Source organism: Citrobacter sp. Cpo103, assembly GCF_030332605.1.
In the GTDB taxonomy this organism is placed as follows: domain Bacteria; phylum Pseudomonadota; class Gammaproteobacteria; order Enterobacterales; family Enterobacteriaceae; genus Citrobacter; species Citrobacter portucalensis.
The window spans coordinates 431232-447915 of record NZ_JAOWHO010000029.1 but is presented as its reverse complement, the minus strand read 5'-3'; the positions used below and the strand labels follow the sequence as shown (position 1 = coordinate 447915).

The 16684-nt window shown below is 53.5% G+C and carries 15 protein-coding genes; 4 read left to right on the top strand and 11 right to left on the bottom strand.

Annotated elements, in window-relative coordinates:
* Window positions 1-2: 2 nt before the first annotated feature.
* Together osmF and bglX are read right to left on the bottom strand one after the other, a co-directional pair.
* Window positions 3-920, bottom strand: coding sequence for a glycine betaine ABC transporter substrate-binding protein OsmF (gene osmF, locus OGX89_RS10810; protein ID WP_125112588.1), 918 nt, complete (start codon window positions 918-920; stop codon window positions 3-5).
* A 232-nt stretch (window positions 921-1152) separates the two neighbouring features.
* Window positions 1153-3450: a beta-glucosidase BglX gene (gene bglX / locus OGX89_RS10805; protein WP_003834471.1), complete on the bottom strand. Its 2298-nt coding sequence runs from the start codon at window positions 3448-3450 to the stop codon at window positions 1153-1155.
* A 232-nt stretch (window positions 3451-3682) separates the two neighbouring features.
* Here bglX and dld point away from each other — a divergent pair, with 232 nt between their 5' ends.
* Complete coding sequence (gene dld, locus OGX89_RS10800) at window positions 3683-5392, top strand: D-lactate dehydrogenase (RefSeq protein ID WP_063940511.1); 1710 nt, start codon at window positions 3683-3685, stop codon at window positions 5390-5392.
* A 102-nt stretch (window positions 5393-5494) separates the two neighbouring features.
* Here dld and pbpG read toward each other — a convergent pair whose 3' ends face one another.
* Window positions 5495-6442 (bottom strand): D-alanyl-D-alanine endopeptidase, encoded by a 948-nt coding sequence (gene pbpG, locus OGX89_RS10795; protein WP_003027363.1) that lies wholly within the window; start codon window positions 6440-6442, stop codon window positions 5495-5497.
* Between the two features lie 180 nt (window positions 6443-6622).
* A complete protein-coding gene (locus tag OGX89_RS10790; RefSeq protein ID WP_125112589.1) occupies window positions 6623-7210 on the bottom strand; it encodes a Yip1 family protein in 588 nt (195 codons plus the stop codon).
* A gap of 161 nt (window positions 7211-7371) precedes the next feature.
* Between OGX89_RS10790 and OGX89_RS10785 the strand changes: the two genes are divergently transcribed.
* Complete coding sequence (locus OGX89_RS10785) at window positions 7372-7941, top strand: DedA family protein (protein WP_003834476.1); 570 nt, start codon at window positions 7372-7374, stop codon at window positions 7939-7941.
* 37 nt (window positions 7942-7978) lie between these two features.
* On the opposite strand, the gene mdtQ is transcribed toward OGX89_RS10785, so the two are convergent.
* Window positions 7979-9418, bottom strand: a complete 1440-nt coding sequence (mdtQ, locus tag OGX89_RS10780) for a multidrug resistance outer membrane protein MdtQ (RefSeq protein WP_125112590.1) — start codon at window positions 9416-9418, stop codon at window positions 7979-7981.
* Between the two features lie 169 nt (window positions 9419-9587).
* Between mdtQ and OGX89_RS10775 the strand changes: the two genes are divergently transcribed.
* Together OGX89_RS10775 and yohP are read left to right on the top strand one after the other, a co-directional pair.
* Complete coding sequence (locus tag OGX89_RS10775) at window positions 9588-10322, top strand: class I SAM-dependent DNA methyltransferase (RefSeq protein ID WP_125112591.1); 735 nt, start codon at window positions 9588-9590, stop codon at window positions 10320-10322.
* A gap of 70 nt (window positions 10323-10392) precedes the next feature.
* Window positions 10393-10476, top strand: coding sequence for a small membrane protein YohP (gene yohP / locus OGX89_RS23875; protein ID WP_015572324.1), 84 nt, complete (start codon window positions 10393-10395; stop codon window positions 10474-10476).
* Window positions 10477-10579: 103 nt separating this feature from the next.
* Here the strand turns inward: yohP and dusC are convergent, their stop codons facing one another.
* From dusC to mhbT, 6 genes are all read right to left on the bottom strand, one after another.
* On the bottom strand, window positions 10580-11524 hold the full coding sequence (gene dusC / locus OGX89_RS10770) for a tRNA dihydrouridine(16) synthase DusC (RefSeq protein WP_125112592.1): 945 nt from the start codon (window positions 11522-11524) through the stop codon (window positions 10580-10582).
* Window positions 11525-11585: 61 nt separating this feature from the next.
* Window positions 11586-12779: a 3-hydroxybenzoate 6-monooxygenase gene (locus OGX89_RS10765; RefSeq protein ID WP_063940515.1), complete on the bottom strand. Its 1194-nt coding sequence runs from the start codon at window positions 12777-12779 to the stop codon at window positions 11586-11588.
* Between the two features lie 14 nt (window positions 12780-12793).
* Window positions 12794-13438: a maleylacetoacetate isomerase gene (maiA, locus tag OGX89_RS10760; RefSeq protein ID WP_003834489.1), complete on the bottom strand. Its 645-nt coding sequence runs from the start codon at window positions 13436-13438 to the stop codon at window positions 12794-12796.
* An 8-nt stretch (window positions 13439-13446) separates the two neighbouring features.
* Complete coding sequence (locus tag OGX89_RS10755) at window positions 13447-14148, bottom strand: fumarylacetoacetate hydrolase family protein (protein ID WP_063940516.1); 702 nt, start codon at window positions 14146-14148, stop codon at window positions 13447-13449.
* Between the two features lie 15 nt (window positions 14149-14163).
* On the bottom strand, window positions 14164-15201 hold the full coding sequence (gene gtdA / locus OGX89_RS10750) for a gentisate 1,2-dioxygenase (protein ID WP_003834492.1): 1038 nt from the start codon (window positions 15199-15201) through the stop codon (window positions 14164-14166).
* A gap of 11 nt (window positions 15202-15212) precedes the next feature.
* Window positions 15213-16571, bottom strand: coding sequence for a 3-hydroxybenzoate transporter MhbT (gene mhbT, locus OGX89_RS10745; RefSeq protein ID WP_125112593.1), 1359 nt, complete (start codon window positions 16569-16571; stop codon window positions 15213-15215).
* Window positions 16572-16684: the final 113 nt, after the last annotated feature.

Genomic DNA, 16684 nt, shown 5'->3' with positions numbered 1-16684 from the left:
CGTTACTTCACCCATCCTTTTTGCTTCAGGTAGTCTGCTGCAACTTTTTTCGCATCCAGCCCCTCCACGGCAATACTGGCATTCAGCTTCTGCAACGTTTTTTCATCCAGGCTGGCAAAAACCGGTTGTAGCCATTCTCCCATTTGCGGGTAGTCTTTCAGCACCGATTCACGCACAACGGGTGCTGGCGCATAAATGGGCTGGACACCTTTTGGATCGCTTAAAGTTTGCAGACCGAGCGCCGCAACCGGGCCATCGGTGCCATAAGCCATCGCCGCATTGACGCCAGAAGTCTGCTGCGCCGCCGCTTTAATCGTCACCGCGGTATCCCCTCCTGCCAGCGACAACAGCTGGTTTTGATTCAGTTTGAAATCATAGGCTTTTTCAAACGCAGGCAGCGCGTCAGCCCGCTCAATAAATTCAGCAGAGGCGGCAAGTTTGAACGTTCCCCCGTCTTTCAGGTAACGGCCTAAATCAGCAAGGGACTCAAGCTTGTTCTTTTGCGCGATATCCTGGCGTACTGCAATGGTCCAGGTATTGTTGGCAGGAGCAGGCGTTAGCCAGACCAGCTTATTTTGCTCTGCGTCCAGCTTTTTCACTTTCTCGAATCCGGCCTGCGCATTTTTCCACGCGGGATCATTTTCATCTTTAAAAAAGAATGCGCCATTACCGGTATATTCCGGATAAATATCCAGCTCACCGGAGGTGATTGCCCCACGCACCACTGGGGTGGTACCCAGCTGTACTTTATTGACGGTTTTCACGCCATGGCTTTCGAGCACCTGCAAAATAATGTTGCCGAGCAGCGCCCCTTCGGTATCGATTTTTGAACCGACCGTGACGGGTGACGCGGCCTGTAAGGGCAGGCTTATCGCGGCTAACAGCGCCAGCGAACCCACCGATACTTTTGAGATTATCATGCTGTACTCCTCATCCTTTTGCGGCCCTTTTCAGAGACTTGAGGAAAAAGCATAGTCGAAAAATCAAGCCTTAACCTGGCTATTGGGTGGTAACGCTGAGAGTTATTAGCGGTAAGGCGATAATAAAATAAAAAAAATCCGGCAAACCCAATGTGAATTTGCCGGATGATACGATTTAGTCGGCCTGATAAGCATTGCGCCATCAGGCCTGCTGCATGAATTTACTCGTCAATTAAAGCAGTTCGAATTCGCCCTGCTTCACTCTGGCGGAATCCACACCGATAAAGACGTTAAACTTGCCAGGCTCTGCATCGTATTTCATCTGCTGATTCCAGAATTTGAGCGCTTCAATATCAATCGGGAAGCTGACGGTCTGGGTTTCACCTGGCTTAAGATTCACTTTTTCAAAACCTTTCAGCTGTTTTACCGGACGACTCATGGAGGCGGTCACATCCTGTAAATACATCTGAATCACCGTTGCACCTTCGCGCTTGCCGGTGTTGGTCACCTGCACGCTGGCCGTCACGGTTCCGTCACGCTTCATCGTCGGAGAAGAGAGCTTCACATCAGAAACCGTAAACGTGGTGTAGCTCAGGCCATAACCAAAGGGATACAACGGACCATTGGCTTCATCAAAGTAGCGCGACGTGTACTTGTTCGGCTTATCGGCGTTATACGGACGACCGGTATTGAGATGGCTGTAATAGACCGGGATCTGTCCAACAGAGCGCGGGAAAGACATCGGCAGCTTGCCTGACGGATTGTAATCACCAAACAGCACATCGGCGATGGCGTTACCGCCTTCCGTCCCGGCAAACCAGGTTTCGAGGATCGCATCGGCTTGTTGATCTTCCTTAACCAGCGCCAGCGGACGACCGTTCATCAACACCAGAACCAGAGGTTTACCCGTGGCTTTCAGCGCAGCAATCAGGTCACGCTGACTTTGCGGAATGGTGATATCGGTGCGGCTGGAGGCTTCATGCGCCATGCCCTGCGCTTCACCGACTACCGCGACAACCACATCTGATTGCTTCGCGGCGTTAACGGCTTCATCGATCATCGCCTGCGGCGAACGCGGGTCAACCTTCACCGCTTCTTCATACAGGTTGAGGAAATCGACAATGCCTTTATCGTTGGTGATATTCGCCCCTTTGGCGTACAGCACTTTGCCCTGATCGCCGACGGCATTTTTAATCCCCGTCAGTACCGTTACCGACTGATCGGCAACACCAGCGGCGGACCAACTGCCCATCACATCACGCTTGCTGTCGGCCAGCGGACCGACAACCGCCACGGTGGCGGATTTTTTCAGCGGCAACGTTTCCAGACGGTTTTTCAGCAGCACCAGGCTTTCGCGTGCCACTTCACGCGCCTCTTTGCGATGCAAACGGCTTTCTGCGTTGGTGTCCTGTGGGTCAGATTCTTTGGCTCCCAGATGGCTGTACGGATCGTTAAACAGCCCCATATCATATTTCACGTTCAGCACGTGGCGCGCGGCGTCGTCCAGCTCCGCCATCGTCACTTTGCCGGATTTAATCAAGCCCGGCAGATATTTGCTGTAATACTCATCGCTCATACTCATGTTGATGCCGGACTTGATCGCCACACGCACCGCATCCTCAGGATCGGAGGCGGTACCGTGCTTAATCAGTTCCTTAATCGCGCCGTGATCGGAAACGGTAATCCCCTTAAAGCCCCATTCATCTCGCAGCACGTCTTTTAACAGCCAGGCGTCTGAGGTTGCAGGCGTACCGTTTAGCGAATTAAGACCCACCATCACCGCACCGCTACCGGCGTCCAGCCCGGCTTTATACGGTGGCATATAGTCGTTGAACAGACGCTGTGGGCTCATATCGACGGTGTTATATTCCTTGCCACCTTCAACCGCGCCATAGGCGGCGAAGTGCTTGACGCTGGTCATCACCGAATAGCGATCCGCCGGGCTTTTCCCCTGCATCGCTTCCACCATGGTTTTACCCATCGTAGCCGTTAAATACGTGTCTTCACCAAAACCTTCTGAAGCACGGCCCCAGCGCGGATCGCGAGAGACATCGACCATTGGCGCCCAGGTCATATTCAGACCATCATCGGCAGCTTCATACGCGGAAATACGGCCAACGGTTCTGACCGCATCGAGATTAAAAGAGGATGCCAGGCCGAGACTTATCGGGAACACGGTACGCTGGCCGTGCAATACGTCGTAGGCAAAAAAGAGAGGAATTTTCAGGCGGCTGAGCTCCATCACCTGATCCTGCATTTTGCGGATATCCTGGCGCGTGACGGTGTTAAAAATTGCCCCAACCTGCCCGTCTTTGATCATCTCGCGGATGGCTTCTTTCGGGTTATCAGGCCCGACGCTTATCAAGCGTAGTTGCCCAATTTTCTCATCCACGGTCATCTGTTTAAGTAAATCGGTAACGAATGCATCCCGCGCTTCTGGCGTCAGAGGATGGTTACCAAACAGCGTGTCCGCCAGCGCTGGTTGCAACGCCAGACTCACCGCGACACCTACAGAACATAGCCATTTCATGTTGATTCTCTCTTTATTTTTTCCCGACCAGGCAGCGAAAATATAACAAAAACCGCAGTTTGCCGTAAGACTAAACGGGAGTGATAAAGAAAGCTAAGGTTATTCTCCTAATTTTCAAAACCAGCGCGAATCAGTAGAAGACGAACCAGAGACAATATGAATGAGAAAGCGTATTGTCATACAAAGCGCTATGCTTGTTCCTGATATTGAGTCCCACCACAAGGAGTGGAGAATGTCTTCCATTACAACAGATAATAAAGCTTTTCTGAATGAACTGACCCGTCTGGTAGGTCATTCACACCTGCTCACAGACCCTGCTAAAACCGCCCGCTATCGCAAGGGATTCCGCTCCGGTCAGGGCGATGCACTCGCCGTGGTGTTCCCTGGCTCGCTTTTAGAACTGTGGCGCGTCCTCAACGCTTGCGTCGCCGCAGATAAAATTATCCTGATGCAGGCCGCCAACACTGGCCTGACCGAAGGCTCTACGCCGAGCGGTAATGATTACGATCGCGAGATTGTCATTATCAGCACCCTGCGCCTTGATAAGCTGCACGTCATCGGCAAAGGCGAACAGGTGCTGGCCTATCCCGGCACCACGCTTTATTCACTGGAAAAAGCGCTCAAACCGTTTGGCCGCGAGCCGCATTCGGTGATCGGATCTTCCTGTATCGGCGCTTCAGTGATTGGCGGTATTTGTAACAACTCCGGCGGCTCGCTGGTTCAGCGCGGTCCGGCATACACGGAGATGTCGCTGTTTGCGCGTATTGACGAGCAGGGTAAATTACAGCTGGTTAACCATCTGGGTATCGAACTGGGCCAGACCCCGGAACAGATCCTTAGCAAACTTGATGACGACCGTATCAAAGATGACGATGTGCGCCACGATGGACGTCATGCACACGATCACGACTACGTTACCCGCGTCAGAGATATTGAGGCGGACACGCCCGCTCGCTATAACGCCGACCCGGACCGGTTGTTTGAATCATCCGGTTGTGCAGGCAAGCTCGCGGTTTTTGCTGTGCGTCTGGACACCTTCGAAGCCGAAAAAAACCAGCAGGTCTTTTACATCGGTACCAACCAGCCAGAGGTGCTGACGGAGATCCGCCGTCATATTTTGGCAAAATTTGAGCATCTGCCGGTCGCCGGTGAATATATGCACCGCGATATTTATGACATCGCTGAGCAATACGGCAAAGATACGTTTCTGATGATCGACAAGCTCGGCACCGACAAAATGCCGTTCTTCTTCACCCTGAAAGGTCGCACCGATGCGATGCTGGAAAAAGTGAAAATTTTCCGTCCGCATTTCACCGATCGGGCAATGCAGAAATTTGGCCATTTGTTCCCCAGCCACTTACCCGCGCGCATGAAAAGCTGGCGCGATAAGTATGAACATCACCTGCTGTTAAAAATGGCCGGTGGCGGCGTGGCTGAAGCGCAAAACTGGCTAAGCGAGTTTTTCAAAACCGCTGAAGGCGACTTCTTTGCCTGTACGCCGGAAGAAGGCAGCAAGGCGTTTTTGCATCGCTTTGCGGCGGCTGGCGCGGCTATACGTTATCAGGCCGTGCATGCCGATGAAGTGGAAGATATTCTGGCGCTGGATATCGCGCTACGCCGTAACGATACCGAATGGTACGAGCATCTGCCTGCAGAGATCGACAGCCAACTGGTGCACAAACTCTATTACGGTCACTTTATGTGCTACGTCTTCCATCAGGATTACATTGTGAAAAAAGGCGTGGACGCGCATGCGCTGAAAGAGCAGATGCTGGAACTCCTGCGCGAGCGTGGGGCGCAGTATCCGGCAGAGCACAACGTCGGGCATCTGTATCAGGCGCCGGAAACCTTGACCCGTTTTTACCGTGAGAACGATCCCACCAACAGTATGAATCCGGGTATTGGGAAAACGAGTAAGCAGAAGTTCTGGAAAGAGTCGTAAACCAAAAAAAAGATAAGCGCCACCGGGCATGTTGCCGGGGGAGCTTCGCTTGCCCGGCCTACAGCCACATTAGTTTTGTGCAGGCCGGATAAGACGTCTTGTTTAATCGTTCTGTGCGGTTTGCTCGCCCGTCGCCGAACCTGCCGCCGCCATCTGCGCGGCTTTTTGCTTTTTATAGCTCAGCGCCGCCGCCGGAACCGGCATCACCTTGCCCGTTTCGATCCAGGTACGTAAACGGCTGGCATCGGCAAAGTGGGTATATTTACCGAACGCATCCATCACCACCAGCGCCACCGGTTTGTTATTGATCACCGTGCGCATCACCAGACAGTGTCCTGCCGCATTGGTAAACCCGGTTTTGGTTAACTGAATATTCCAGTTATCGCGGTATACCAGATGGTTGGTGTTACGGAATGGCAGCGTATAAGCCGGGTTGGCAAAGGTCGCCATATCTTCACGCGTGGTGCTTAACTGGCCAATCAGCGGATACTGCTTGCTGGCGATCAGCAGCTTGGTTAAATCACGAGCGGTCGATACGTTATGAATCGATAAGCCAGTTGGTTCCACAAAGCGAGTCTGAGTCATGCCGAGCGCTTTCGCTTTGGCATTCATGGCCTTAATAAATGCGTTATAACCGCCAGGGTAATGATGCGCCAGGCTCGCCGCCGCACGGTTTTCTGATGACATCAGCGCCAGCAGCAGCATGTCTTTACGGCTAATTTCACTGTTCAGTCGCACACGAGAGTAGATGCCTTTCATTTCCGGCGTCTGACTGATATCAACTTTCAGTTTCTCATCCAACGGCAGTCGTGCATCAAGCACCACCATCGCGGTCATTAATTTGGTAATCGACGCAATCGGACGCACAAGGTCCGGGTGGTTCGAATAGATAACTTTGTTGGTATTCAGATCAACAATCATCGCGCTACCGGACGCTATCTCAGGTTGAGAAGCCGCTGCGGTAGTTGCCGTTTTAGCCACGGCTTGGGGTGCAAAAGGAACGGCCAGCACCAGGGCAAGGCTTAATAATGAAACTCGGAATTTCAGCATGATGAGATTTCTGATAATGGTTCACGCACGTCACAACGCACACCGCCAGAGACTAAGTATTATCTCAAGCTAGCTCAGGCATCATAGCGATCCAGCAGGTTTGCCGCCACAGGAGAATCGTCTCGAAATGCTGCATTGCTGACTTTTACGTCAACAACGCAGCGCAGACAGGTTTATCCGTCAGAATAACCGATAGCCGTAACCCCACAGGATTACCGTAATCGCCAGCAGAACTTCCAGTACCAGCACACCGATCGCCAGCGTCGAACTGGAAAAGCTCAGGCCTTCCTCTTTAGAGATATTCAGGAACGTCGGTATGCCGAGATAAAGTAAATAGCCGGTGTAAAATAGCGCGATCGTTCCTACTAATGCACACAGCCAGACCAGCGGATAAAGTGCGACCAATCCGCTTAAAAACAGCGGCGTCGCGACATATCCTGCAAAGACCATACAGTGGGCCAACGACGGGCGCTGCGGGTAATTACGTGCCATCCACCAGATAACCCGGCCCATGACGGCGACGCCTGCCAGCATGACCCCGTAAAACAGAATTGCCATCGCAAATCCGGTCAACAGAGATAACTTCAGGATATTGCCATCGCCAAAATTCCAGCCGATTTGCGTGGTGCCGATAAACGCGCAAATAACCGGGATTGCCGCCATCAGCAGTACATGGTGGGTATAGTGATGCGAAACACTTTCGTTTTCGCTGTTGATCACGTGCATTTCACGATCGGGATGGGAAAACAGCCCCCAGACATGGTTCATACCGCCCCCTTCTTGTCAGCTCCGGACCTCAACACTTCAAGTATAATTCAGCTTTTGATTATTTTATGTACACAGGAAAAATACCGAAGCGCCAGGTTGTGCTTTTCCGGCATCAAATATTCATTGGGTGTATGCTATGACCAGTGGAGGTCATACAACGTATGGATATAACGCATTATGTTGCGCAATACGGCTATGCTGCGTTAATCATCGGCAGCCTGGCAGAAGGTGAAACCATTACCCTGTTAGGCGGCGTCGTGGCGCATCAGGGAGTCCTGAAATTCCCGCTGGTGGTGCTCTCGGTCGCGCTGGGTGGGATGATTGGCGATCAGTTGCTCTATTTACTCGGACGTCGTTTTGGCGGCAAAATTCTGCGTCGTTTCTCGCGCCATCAGGCGAAAATTCATTATGCGCAGAAAATGATCCAACGACGTCCTTACCTGTTTGTTGTCGGTACTCGCTTTATGTACGGCTTTCGCGTTATTGGTCCCTTACTGATTGGCGCCAGTCACCTGCCGCCGAAGATCTTTTTACCGCTGAATATTCTTGGCGCGTTTGTCTGGGCATTGCTATTTACCACCCTCGGCTACGTCGGTGGTGAAGTGATCGCGCCGTGGCTGCACAGCCTCGACCAGCATATCAAGCATGGCATCTGGCTGGTGCTGGTTATCGGGATAGTCGCGGGCGTCCGCTGGTGGATGAAACGTCGAAGCACGCGTAAAGCGCAATGAAGATGGCCCGACAGCGGAACACCGGCGGGCCGAACAATCAGGATGCGTGATAACCGCCACCCAGCGCGCTGGTCAACTGGATTGAGGCATCCAGCCACTGTCCTTGTAAAAGCAGACCGTTGCACAGCTCACGTAATGCCGGGATCTTTGCCTCGCTGACCCTGGAACCCGCAATAATACCTGCATTAAAGCGCGCCTGCGCCAGCCCCACTACGCGCTGAGCGTCATGTTCAATCTGCTGCTGATGCTGATTTTTCTGCGCCAGTGTTTCTACCTGCGATGCCGCACGTGCCACGTCATTCACCGCATCCACCACAGCTTTGTTGTAATTCGCCACCGTCAGGTTACTTTGCGCTTTCGTAATATCGAGATTCGCATTCAGTCTGCCGCTGTCAAAGATAGGCAGCGTCAGCCCGGCGGTTACACCCATTTGCTGCGCGGAATGGCGGAACAGGTCACTAAGATGTAACGCATCCTGTTGTAAAAATGCCATCAGATTCACATCGGGATAAAACGCCGCTTTCGCCGCATCAATGCTGCTCAGCGATGATTCGATGTACCAGTGCGCCGCCTGTAAATCCGGTCGGCGGGCCAGTAGCGAGTAACCTAACTGGGACGGGAGCTGACTTTCGACCGCAGGCAGTTTGGTCGTATGGAGCTTCAGGGCAGTGGACTGGGCATTAGTCAGCGCGCTCAGTCGCGCCTCGATGACCTTCATTTTACCGCTGACGTCGTTTAACTGCTGCTCTGTCTTGCTGGAATCGATGTCGGTTTCAACGCCTTCCACCGAAGAAGTAAGACCGTTTTGATACAGCTGACGATCGACGGTAATCACGTTTTGCTGCTCAGTTTCGATTTGCGTCAGCACGGTTTTCAGCGCGGCCTGCGTTTGCCATTCCCAGTACAGTCGAGACACGCCGCTCGCCAGCAGCTGTCGGGTTTGCTCACGCTCGGCTTCACGCGCCTTAACGGCCCCTATACGCGCCGTCACTTCAGCCCGATTCTTACCCCACAGATCCAGATTCCAGCCTGCGGTTAAACCAAAGGTGCCGTTGGTGTACCACGGCCCTGTCGTCCCGGCGGCCGGATCGGTAATGGCAAACGGTCCCATCAGCCCTTCGGCTGACATTCTCTGACGCTCAACGTCCGCGGAGAAGTCGATCTCCGGGCCATCCTGCGCCTCCACCGCCTTAGCCTGCGCCTCCGCCAGTTGAATGCGCTGTTCCGCGACCTGCATATCAGGAGAATTTCGCAACGTGCTGTCAATCAACGCATTAAGCTGGGGGTCGTGATATGCCTTCCACCACTGGCTGTCCGGCCAGCCATTTTTTAACGCGGCAGGCAATGTGGTATCGACATTTGCGGCAGGCGTCTGCTGTGACAGAGACTGGCGGTCATCATGCATCGGCGCGCAGCCAGACATCAGAACAAAAAGCGGCAACAATGCCGTCGTGACAAACACAGAATTACGATTCATGGAGATATACAGGTAAGAAAAGATGTGCAGAGATTACGACTTGTCGCTGTTGCTTTTTTAGTTACGCGTGGCAATACATCTTTGGCAATAAAAATATATAATCAGAAAAATATACACCTCGTGAATAATATAGATTAAATAATTTTAATAATTAATGGATGGAGATGTTATGTCACAGAATATCTATGACGATCCTGAGTTCTTTGCCGGATATGCCACGCTGGATCGTTCAGTAAAGGGACTCGACGGTGCGCCAGAATGGCCGACAATACAAGCGATGCTCCCCTCTCTTCAAGGCAAAAATATTCTTGATTTGGGCTGTGGATATGGTTGGTTTTGCCGCTACGCGCGCGATAATCAGGCAGCCAGCGTAATGGGACTGGATATTTCACAAAAGATGTTAACCCAGGCACACAGTATGACTCAGGGTAATGGCATCGTTTATCAGCGTGAAGATCTCGAAACGCTAACCCTGTCCCCAAATTCTTTTGACCTGGTTTATAGCTCGCTTGCCCTGCACTATTTGCACGATATAGAACGATTATTCGTAACCATTTACCAGTCATTAACACCAGGCGGTATGTTAGTTTTCTCTGCCGAGCATCCAATTTATACCGCACCGCTCAATCAGGGCTGGATAAAAGATAAAACTGGGCAGCAGTCCTGGCCGGTTAATCATTATCAGCAGGAAGGTGAGCGCATCAGTAACTGGTTTGCTGAAGGCGTCAAAAAACAGCACCGTAAGCTGGCGACCTGGATTAATGCGCTGATTGCCGCCGGATTCGAGATCGTTTGTCTCGATGAATGGGGACCTTCCGGGCAACAGATTGCTGAAAACCCGGCTTTAGATGAAGAAAAAGAGCGGCCGATGGTGTTTCTGCTCAGCGCACGTAAACCAGCATAACAACGCCCCCAGGCAGAATGATTGATACTTTCCTATACTCAATCTGAACTTACCAAAAAAAGGAAAGTTAATGAAAATTCTGCTGTGGGTAATTCTGATTATTTTTCTGATTGGGCTATTGGTGGTAACAGGCGTGTTTAAGATGATTTTCTGATGTCGTCATTTCGCCCAGGCCTGATAGCAGAAATCTCAGGCTATTATTCTCTCTGATGCCGGATGGCGGCGTAAACGCCTTATCCGGCCTACTGGAGCTGAGATCAGGCAGTAATCTCGATAGCCTGAATCGCTCGTGCGATATCCGGCGAATTATTTAACGCACGAATTTCCTGAAATAGTTCTGTTGCCTCTGAATATTCTTTGCGCAAATACCCTAACCACTGCTTAATCCGCGCTACATGATACAGCCCGGTGTCCCCCTGCTTTTCAAGGCGGGTATATTTTTGCAACAGCGTCACGACTTCAGGCCACGGCATACGCGGCTCGTTGTATTTCACCACGCGGCTCAGGTTCGGAATATTTAATGCGCCACGTCCGATCATCACCGCATCGCATCCGCTGATGGCCATACAATCCTGGGCGCTCTGCCAGCCCCAGATTTCGCCATTCGCAATAACCGGAATGGTCAGCCGCTGGCGGATCTCGCCAATCGCCTTCCAGTTAATATGTTCGGCCTTGTAGCCCTGCTCTTTGGTTCGGCCATGCACCGCCAGTTCGCTGGCACCGGCCTGCTGGACGGCATCGGCAATTTCAAACTGCCGGTCGCTGTTGTCCCAGCCCAGACGAACTTTCACCGTCACCGGAAGATGAGCCGGGACCGCCTCACGCATAGCTTTTGCGCCCCGGTAGATAAGCTCAGGATCTTTCAATAACGTTGCGCCACCGCCGCTACCGTTCACCAGCTTCGACGGACAGCCGCAGTTCAGATCGACACCGTACGAGCCCAGTTCTACCGCGCGTGCGGCATTCTCCGCCAGCCACTGCGGATACTGTCCTAACAGCTGAATGCGAACCAACGTGCCGGATGGCGTCCGGCTGTTATTATGCAGTTCCGGGCAGAGTCGATGAAATACTTTTGCCGGCAGGAGCTGATCCACCACGCGCACAAACTCGGTGATGCACAGATCGTAATCATTCACTTCAGTCAGCAGCTCGCGCACCAGTGAGTCGAGCACGCCTTCCATCGGCGCCAGTAAAACACGCATATCGTCACCCGCAAAAAAAGAGGCGCTATGGTAGCGCCTCCGTTCGGGAGATTAAAGAGGCTCAGCGCGGCAACAGGCAGTTATCTTCTTTCCAACCGTACAGCCATTCCATACCGCGATAAAACTCCGCCTGCGATTTGTCTTTCCACAGCAGATTACGCACCTGCCGCTCGACGCCTGCGGCATGGTAGACACGGCCCATTTCACGCGTTGACCAGACGATGCGTGCGGTACGCGGAATACGCACCGACTCATACAGCGCAAAGGCAGCAGCCGCATCGCCATCACACTGCTGTAGCGCTTTACCGAGCGTTACCGCGTCTTCCAACGCCATACAGGCACCCTGCGCCATATATTGCGCCACCGGGTGCGCGGCGTCTCCCACCAGCGTGATGCGGTCGGTTCCCCATTTTTCTACCGGCTCGCGGTCGGCGGTGGACCAGCGCCGCCATGATGTCGGTTTATCCAGCATCTGGCGCGGGCGCGGATGGATACCCGCAAAATAGGAGAGCACTTCCTCTTTGCTGCCATCCTTCACGCCCCACTCTTCCTGCTGACGACTGTGGAAGGTCACCACCAGGTTATACTGCTTACCTCCGCGCAGCGGATAGTGCACCAGGTGACAGTGTGGTCCGGCCCACAGCACCGGTGCGTTAATGCGTAAATCCTCCGGCATATCATCGCAATCAATCACGGCACGATAGACCACGTGTCCGGTAACCCGTGGCGCATCGCCAATCAGAGACTGACGAACGACCGATTTTACACCGTCACAGCCCACCAAAATATCCGCCGTCCAGCTGTTGCCGTGCTCATCAAATACCGTCACGTCATTCTCTGTCTGGCGAATATCAACCACGTTAGTTGAAGTGCGATACTCAACGTTAGGATGCACCAGCGCCGCTTCCCAAACGCTGGCGTGAATATCAACCCGATGGATAACCGCATAAGGACCGCCAAAGTGATCGCGGAACGCCTGCCCGGTTTCAATGCGCACAACCTCTTTTGCGTTTACCGCATCCATCATCGTGATGTGATCGGTAAAAACAGCACGCTGACGGGCGACTTCCCCCACGCCAAGACTGTCCAGAGCAGAGAATGCATTCGGCCCGAGCTGAATACCCGCGCCAATTTCACCAATCTCGTGCGCTTTCTCCAGCAACATCACTTTAATGCCCTGACGGGCCAGCGATAGCGCGGTTGCCGCGCCGCCAATCCCGCCACCCACGATAATTGCGCGTGTCACTTTAGCCATTGTCGTTCTCCTTATCAGGCTGGAATTTTATCTTGTTGATTCTCGGGCGCGGCGGCGATAAACGCCGGAAGCTGAGTACAGGCATCATATACCGCCTTACAGCGCGGATATCCGCTTAGATCGCAACCCATACGTAACGCATTCGCCCACTGTGGGATCAGACAGCAATCCGCCAGCGTCGGCGCATCACCTACGCAGAACTTACCCGAATGACTCTGGCGCAGCATCTGTTCCACCGCGCTTAACCCTTGCTGGATCCAGTGTGCATACCAGCGTTTTTTATCTTCTTCACTGACCTTTAACTCTTCGCTCAGGTAGCGCAGTACCCGCATGTTATTCACCGGGTGGATATCACAGGCGATGGCATAGACAATTTCCAGCACCTTACTGCGCACCGGGAAGTCGGCTGGCAGCAGCGGCGTTTGCGGAAAGTGGCCATCCAGCCAGTCAATTATTGCCAGCGACTGCCCAAGTGATTCTCCGTCATCGGTCACCAGCGTCGGCACCAGTCCCACCGGGTTCATCCGTCGGTAGGCCAGTTCGTTCTGCTGACCAATGCGAATGTTGACGCCCACCGTCTGGTAATCCAGCCCCTTCAGCGCCAGCGCAATGCGCACCCGATATGACGCCGAGCTATTAAAGAAACTGTACAGCTTCATCATCCACCTCAGACAATCTTCACGGCGATGGGGGTTAAACCGTCTACGTTTCCGGTGATCACATCCCCTTTCACTACCGCCCCCACGCCTTCAGGGGTACCGGTGTAGATCAGATCGCCCGGCTGCAGTTCGAAGAAGCCAGACAGATAGCTGATGGTTTCATTCACAGACCAGATGAGGTGGCGAATATCGCTACGCTGATGATCGTCGCCGTTGACCTGCAACCAGATTGGCGCATGGTTAACATCCACACTTTCGCTGGCTTTATGCAGCGGCGCGATGGGCGCGGAGAGATCAAACGCTTTGCCAATTTCCCACGGACGCCCCATCTGGCGCATCTCCATCTGCCGATCACGGCGAGTCATATCCAGACCGGTGGCATAGCCCCAGATATATTCGTGCGCTTTTTCCAGCGGAATATCACTGCCCTTTTTGCCAATCGCCACCACCAGCTCTATCTCATAGTGATAGTTATCGGTTTGCGATGGGTACGGCAGTTCGAGGGTCTGACCAGCCGCCACCGGGACTACCGCATCGGCAGGTTTACAGAAAAAGAACGGCGGTTCGCGATCCGGATCAAAGCCCATTTCACGGGCATGAGCGGCATAGTTACGGCCCACACAGTAAACTCGGCGCACAGGAAATTGTTCATCACAGCCAACAACCGGAACGGTAACAGGCGCTTGTGGTTCAAATACGTATTGCGTCATTTTCTCTCTCCCAAATTAATAACGTGCTTCGCGGAACAACCCCAGCGCTTCCTGAACCGGTCTGTCCGAAAAACTGAATAAGACGGTATCTTCGCGGGTCTGGAACGACACGCCGTGCCAGGTCGGCACCACAAAGATATCTTTTGGCGAAAAGTTGAAGGTCTCATTGCCGATGGTGACCTGCCCACTTCCTTCCACCACGTGGTAGATAGTGCTGTCGGTGGTACGCGCCATTCGTGAGGAAAAGCCCTGCGGCAACAGTTGCAGGAAGGTTCCCATTGAAGGCATGGGATAACCGCCGGTTACCGGGTTGACGTAACGCATCTTGTAACCGTCCCATTCATCGGCGTCACCCATGCGGGTCAGGTCATGCAGTGCCTCACGGCTGCGATCGTAGCGATAGTTAAAAATCGGCGATGAGTTACCTTTCTGATGACGCAGCGGCAGCATATTGGCCGCGTAGCGCGGTAAATAATCCCCTTCCTTGCGCGTGACCGGCTGCTGATCTTCCGGGTAGTCTTCCGCAAAGCCACAGCCCAGCAGGTTCACCAACGGCAGGTCCAGACCGTCCAGCCACACCACCGGTTCACTGCCCGGGTTGCCGTGATCGTGCCAGCGCCACTGCGGCGTCAGAATAAAATCGCCTTCTTGCATCTGGGTGCGCTCGCCATCCACGGCGGTAAATGCCCCTTTCCCTTCGACAATAAAGCGCAGCGCAGACTGGTTGTGGCGGTGACTCGGCGCAACCTCGCCCGGCATAATTAACTGCAATCCCGCGTACAACGTTGGGGTGATTGAAGACTGTCCGCGCAGCATTGGGTTTTCCAGCACCAGCACGCGACGAATCGCCTCTTTCGCGCCAATCAGATTGCCACTTTCTAACAGTAGTGGACGGATCTCCTGATAGTTCCAGTACGCTGGCGCGCAATGTGCGTTCGGAGTTGGCGGCACCAGACGATGCAGCGACTCCCACAGCGGGGTCAGATTCTGCCCGGAAATATGCTGGTAAAACTGCTGACGGCTGTTCTTAACATCCTGATTCAGTTCAGACATAGGGATTCTCCTTATTCATTCACAACACCTGCGCGAGGCAGAGTATTCGAGGCAGAGGCCGACTGGCGGATAACAACCGTCAGCAGCGTAAGCATCACCGCGCTGATGGCCGCCGGGACGGCAATAATGAAAAACAGGTTATCGAATGAGAAATTCATCGCCATCATCACGCCGCCGGAAAGCGAGCCGACAATCGCGCCGCAGCGTCCCACCGCATTAGACCAGCTGACGCCCGTCGCCCGGCTTTGTGTCGGATAAAGCGTGGCGGTTAACGCATTAAGACCAACCTGAGAACCGCTGATACCAATGCCGGTGCCAAAAATGGCCAGCGCCATCAGCCACAGGCCGTTCTCACTCAGACCAATCATGACGATGCATACCGCGCCCAGCGCATAGCTCACGGCCAGCACGCGGAAAGGATTGTATTTATCCATCAGCACGCCCAGCGCCAGCGCGCCAAGCGTACCGCCAATCTGGAAGGCAGCGGTCACCCAGGAGGCATGCTGCAGATCAATTCCACGGTGGTTTAACAGCGTTGGCATCCAGCTGGAGAGCAGATAAATAATCAGCAAGCTCATAAAGAACACTACCCATAGCATCAGGGTAATGGGCAGCTGTCGCCCGACGAACAGCTGGCGAATGCTGCCTTTAGCAATTGCGGCGCCCTCGTTGAGATAAAAATGGGTATTGTCATAACGTTCCCGGGTGATGGCGCTAACGGTTCTGGCAATCACGTTTTGCGGCATCTGACGACGAACCTGCCAGCGTGGGGATTCCGGTAGCGCAAACAGCAGGGCCACAAACAGCATCAGCGGTAGAACGCCTCCCAGCACCAGGATGCCGTGCCAGCCAATCACCGGCACCAGCTGCGCGCTGACGATGCCGCCCATTGCCGATCCCAAGGTGAATCCGCAGAACATCATGGTGACCAGTGCCCCACGCCGACGCGCTGGCAGGTATTCAGACGTCATGGTGATGGTATTTGGCATTGCGCCGCCCAGACCTAAACCGGTCAGGAAGCGCAAAATAACCAGCGTTTGTAGATCGGGTGAAAAAGCCGAGATCAGACTTAGCGCACCGAACAATGCCACGCAGAGTTCTATCACCCTTTTGCGGCCAAAACGGTCGGACAGCGGGCCACAGAGCAGCGCGCCAGCGGTCAGTCCCAGCAGACCTGCGCCAAACAGCGGGGCCAGATCGCCGGCAGTCAGCTGCCAGTGAGTGCGAATGTCGGGTGCGATAAAACCAATCGCCGCGGTATCAAATCCGTCGAGCATGACAACCAGAAAACAGCAGATGATAACGCGCCACTGGGTCTTACCGACGGGGGCGGAATCGATCAGCGCTTGTAGATCACGTTGTTGAGTCATAGTGAATGCCTCAGTGCAGGTAGAGTAGATGTCTGTTTTGTTTTAGGTATGTTGCGACTTTGTATGTTTGGAGATGAAATGTACAATGGCTTTTCATGCAGAGGTATAACCTG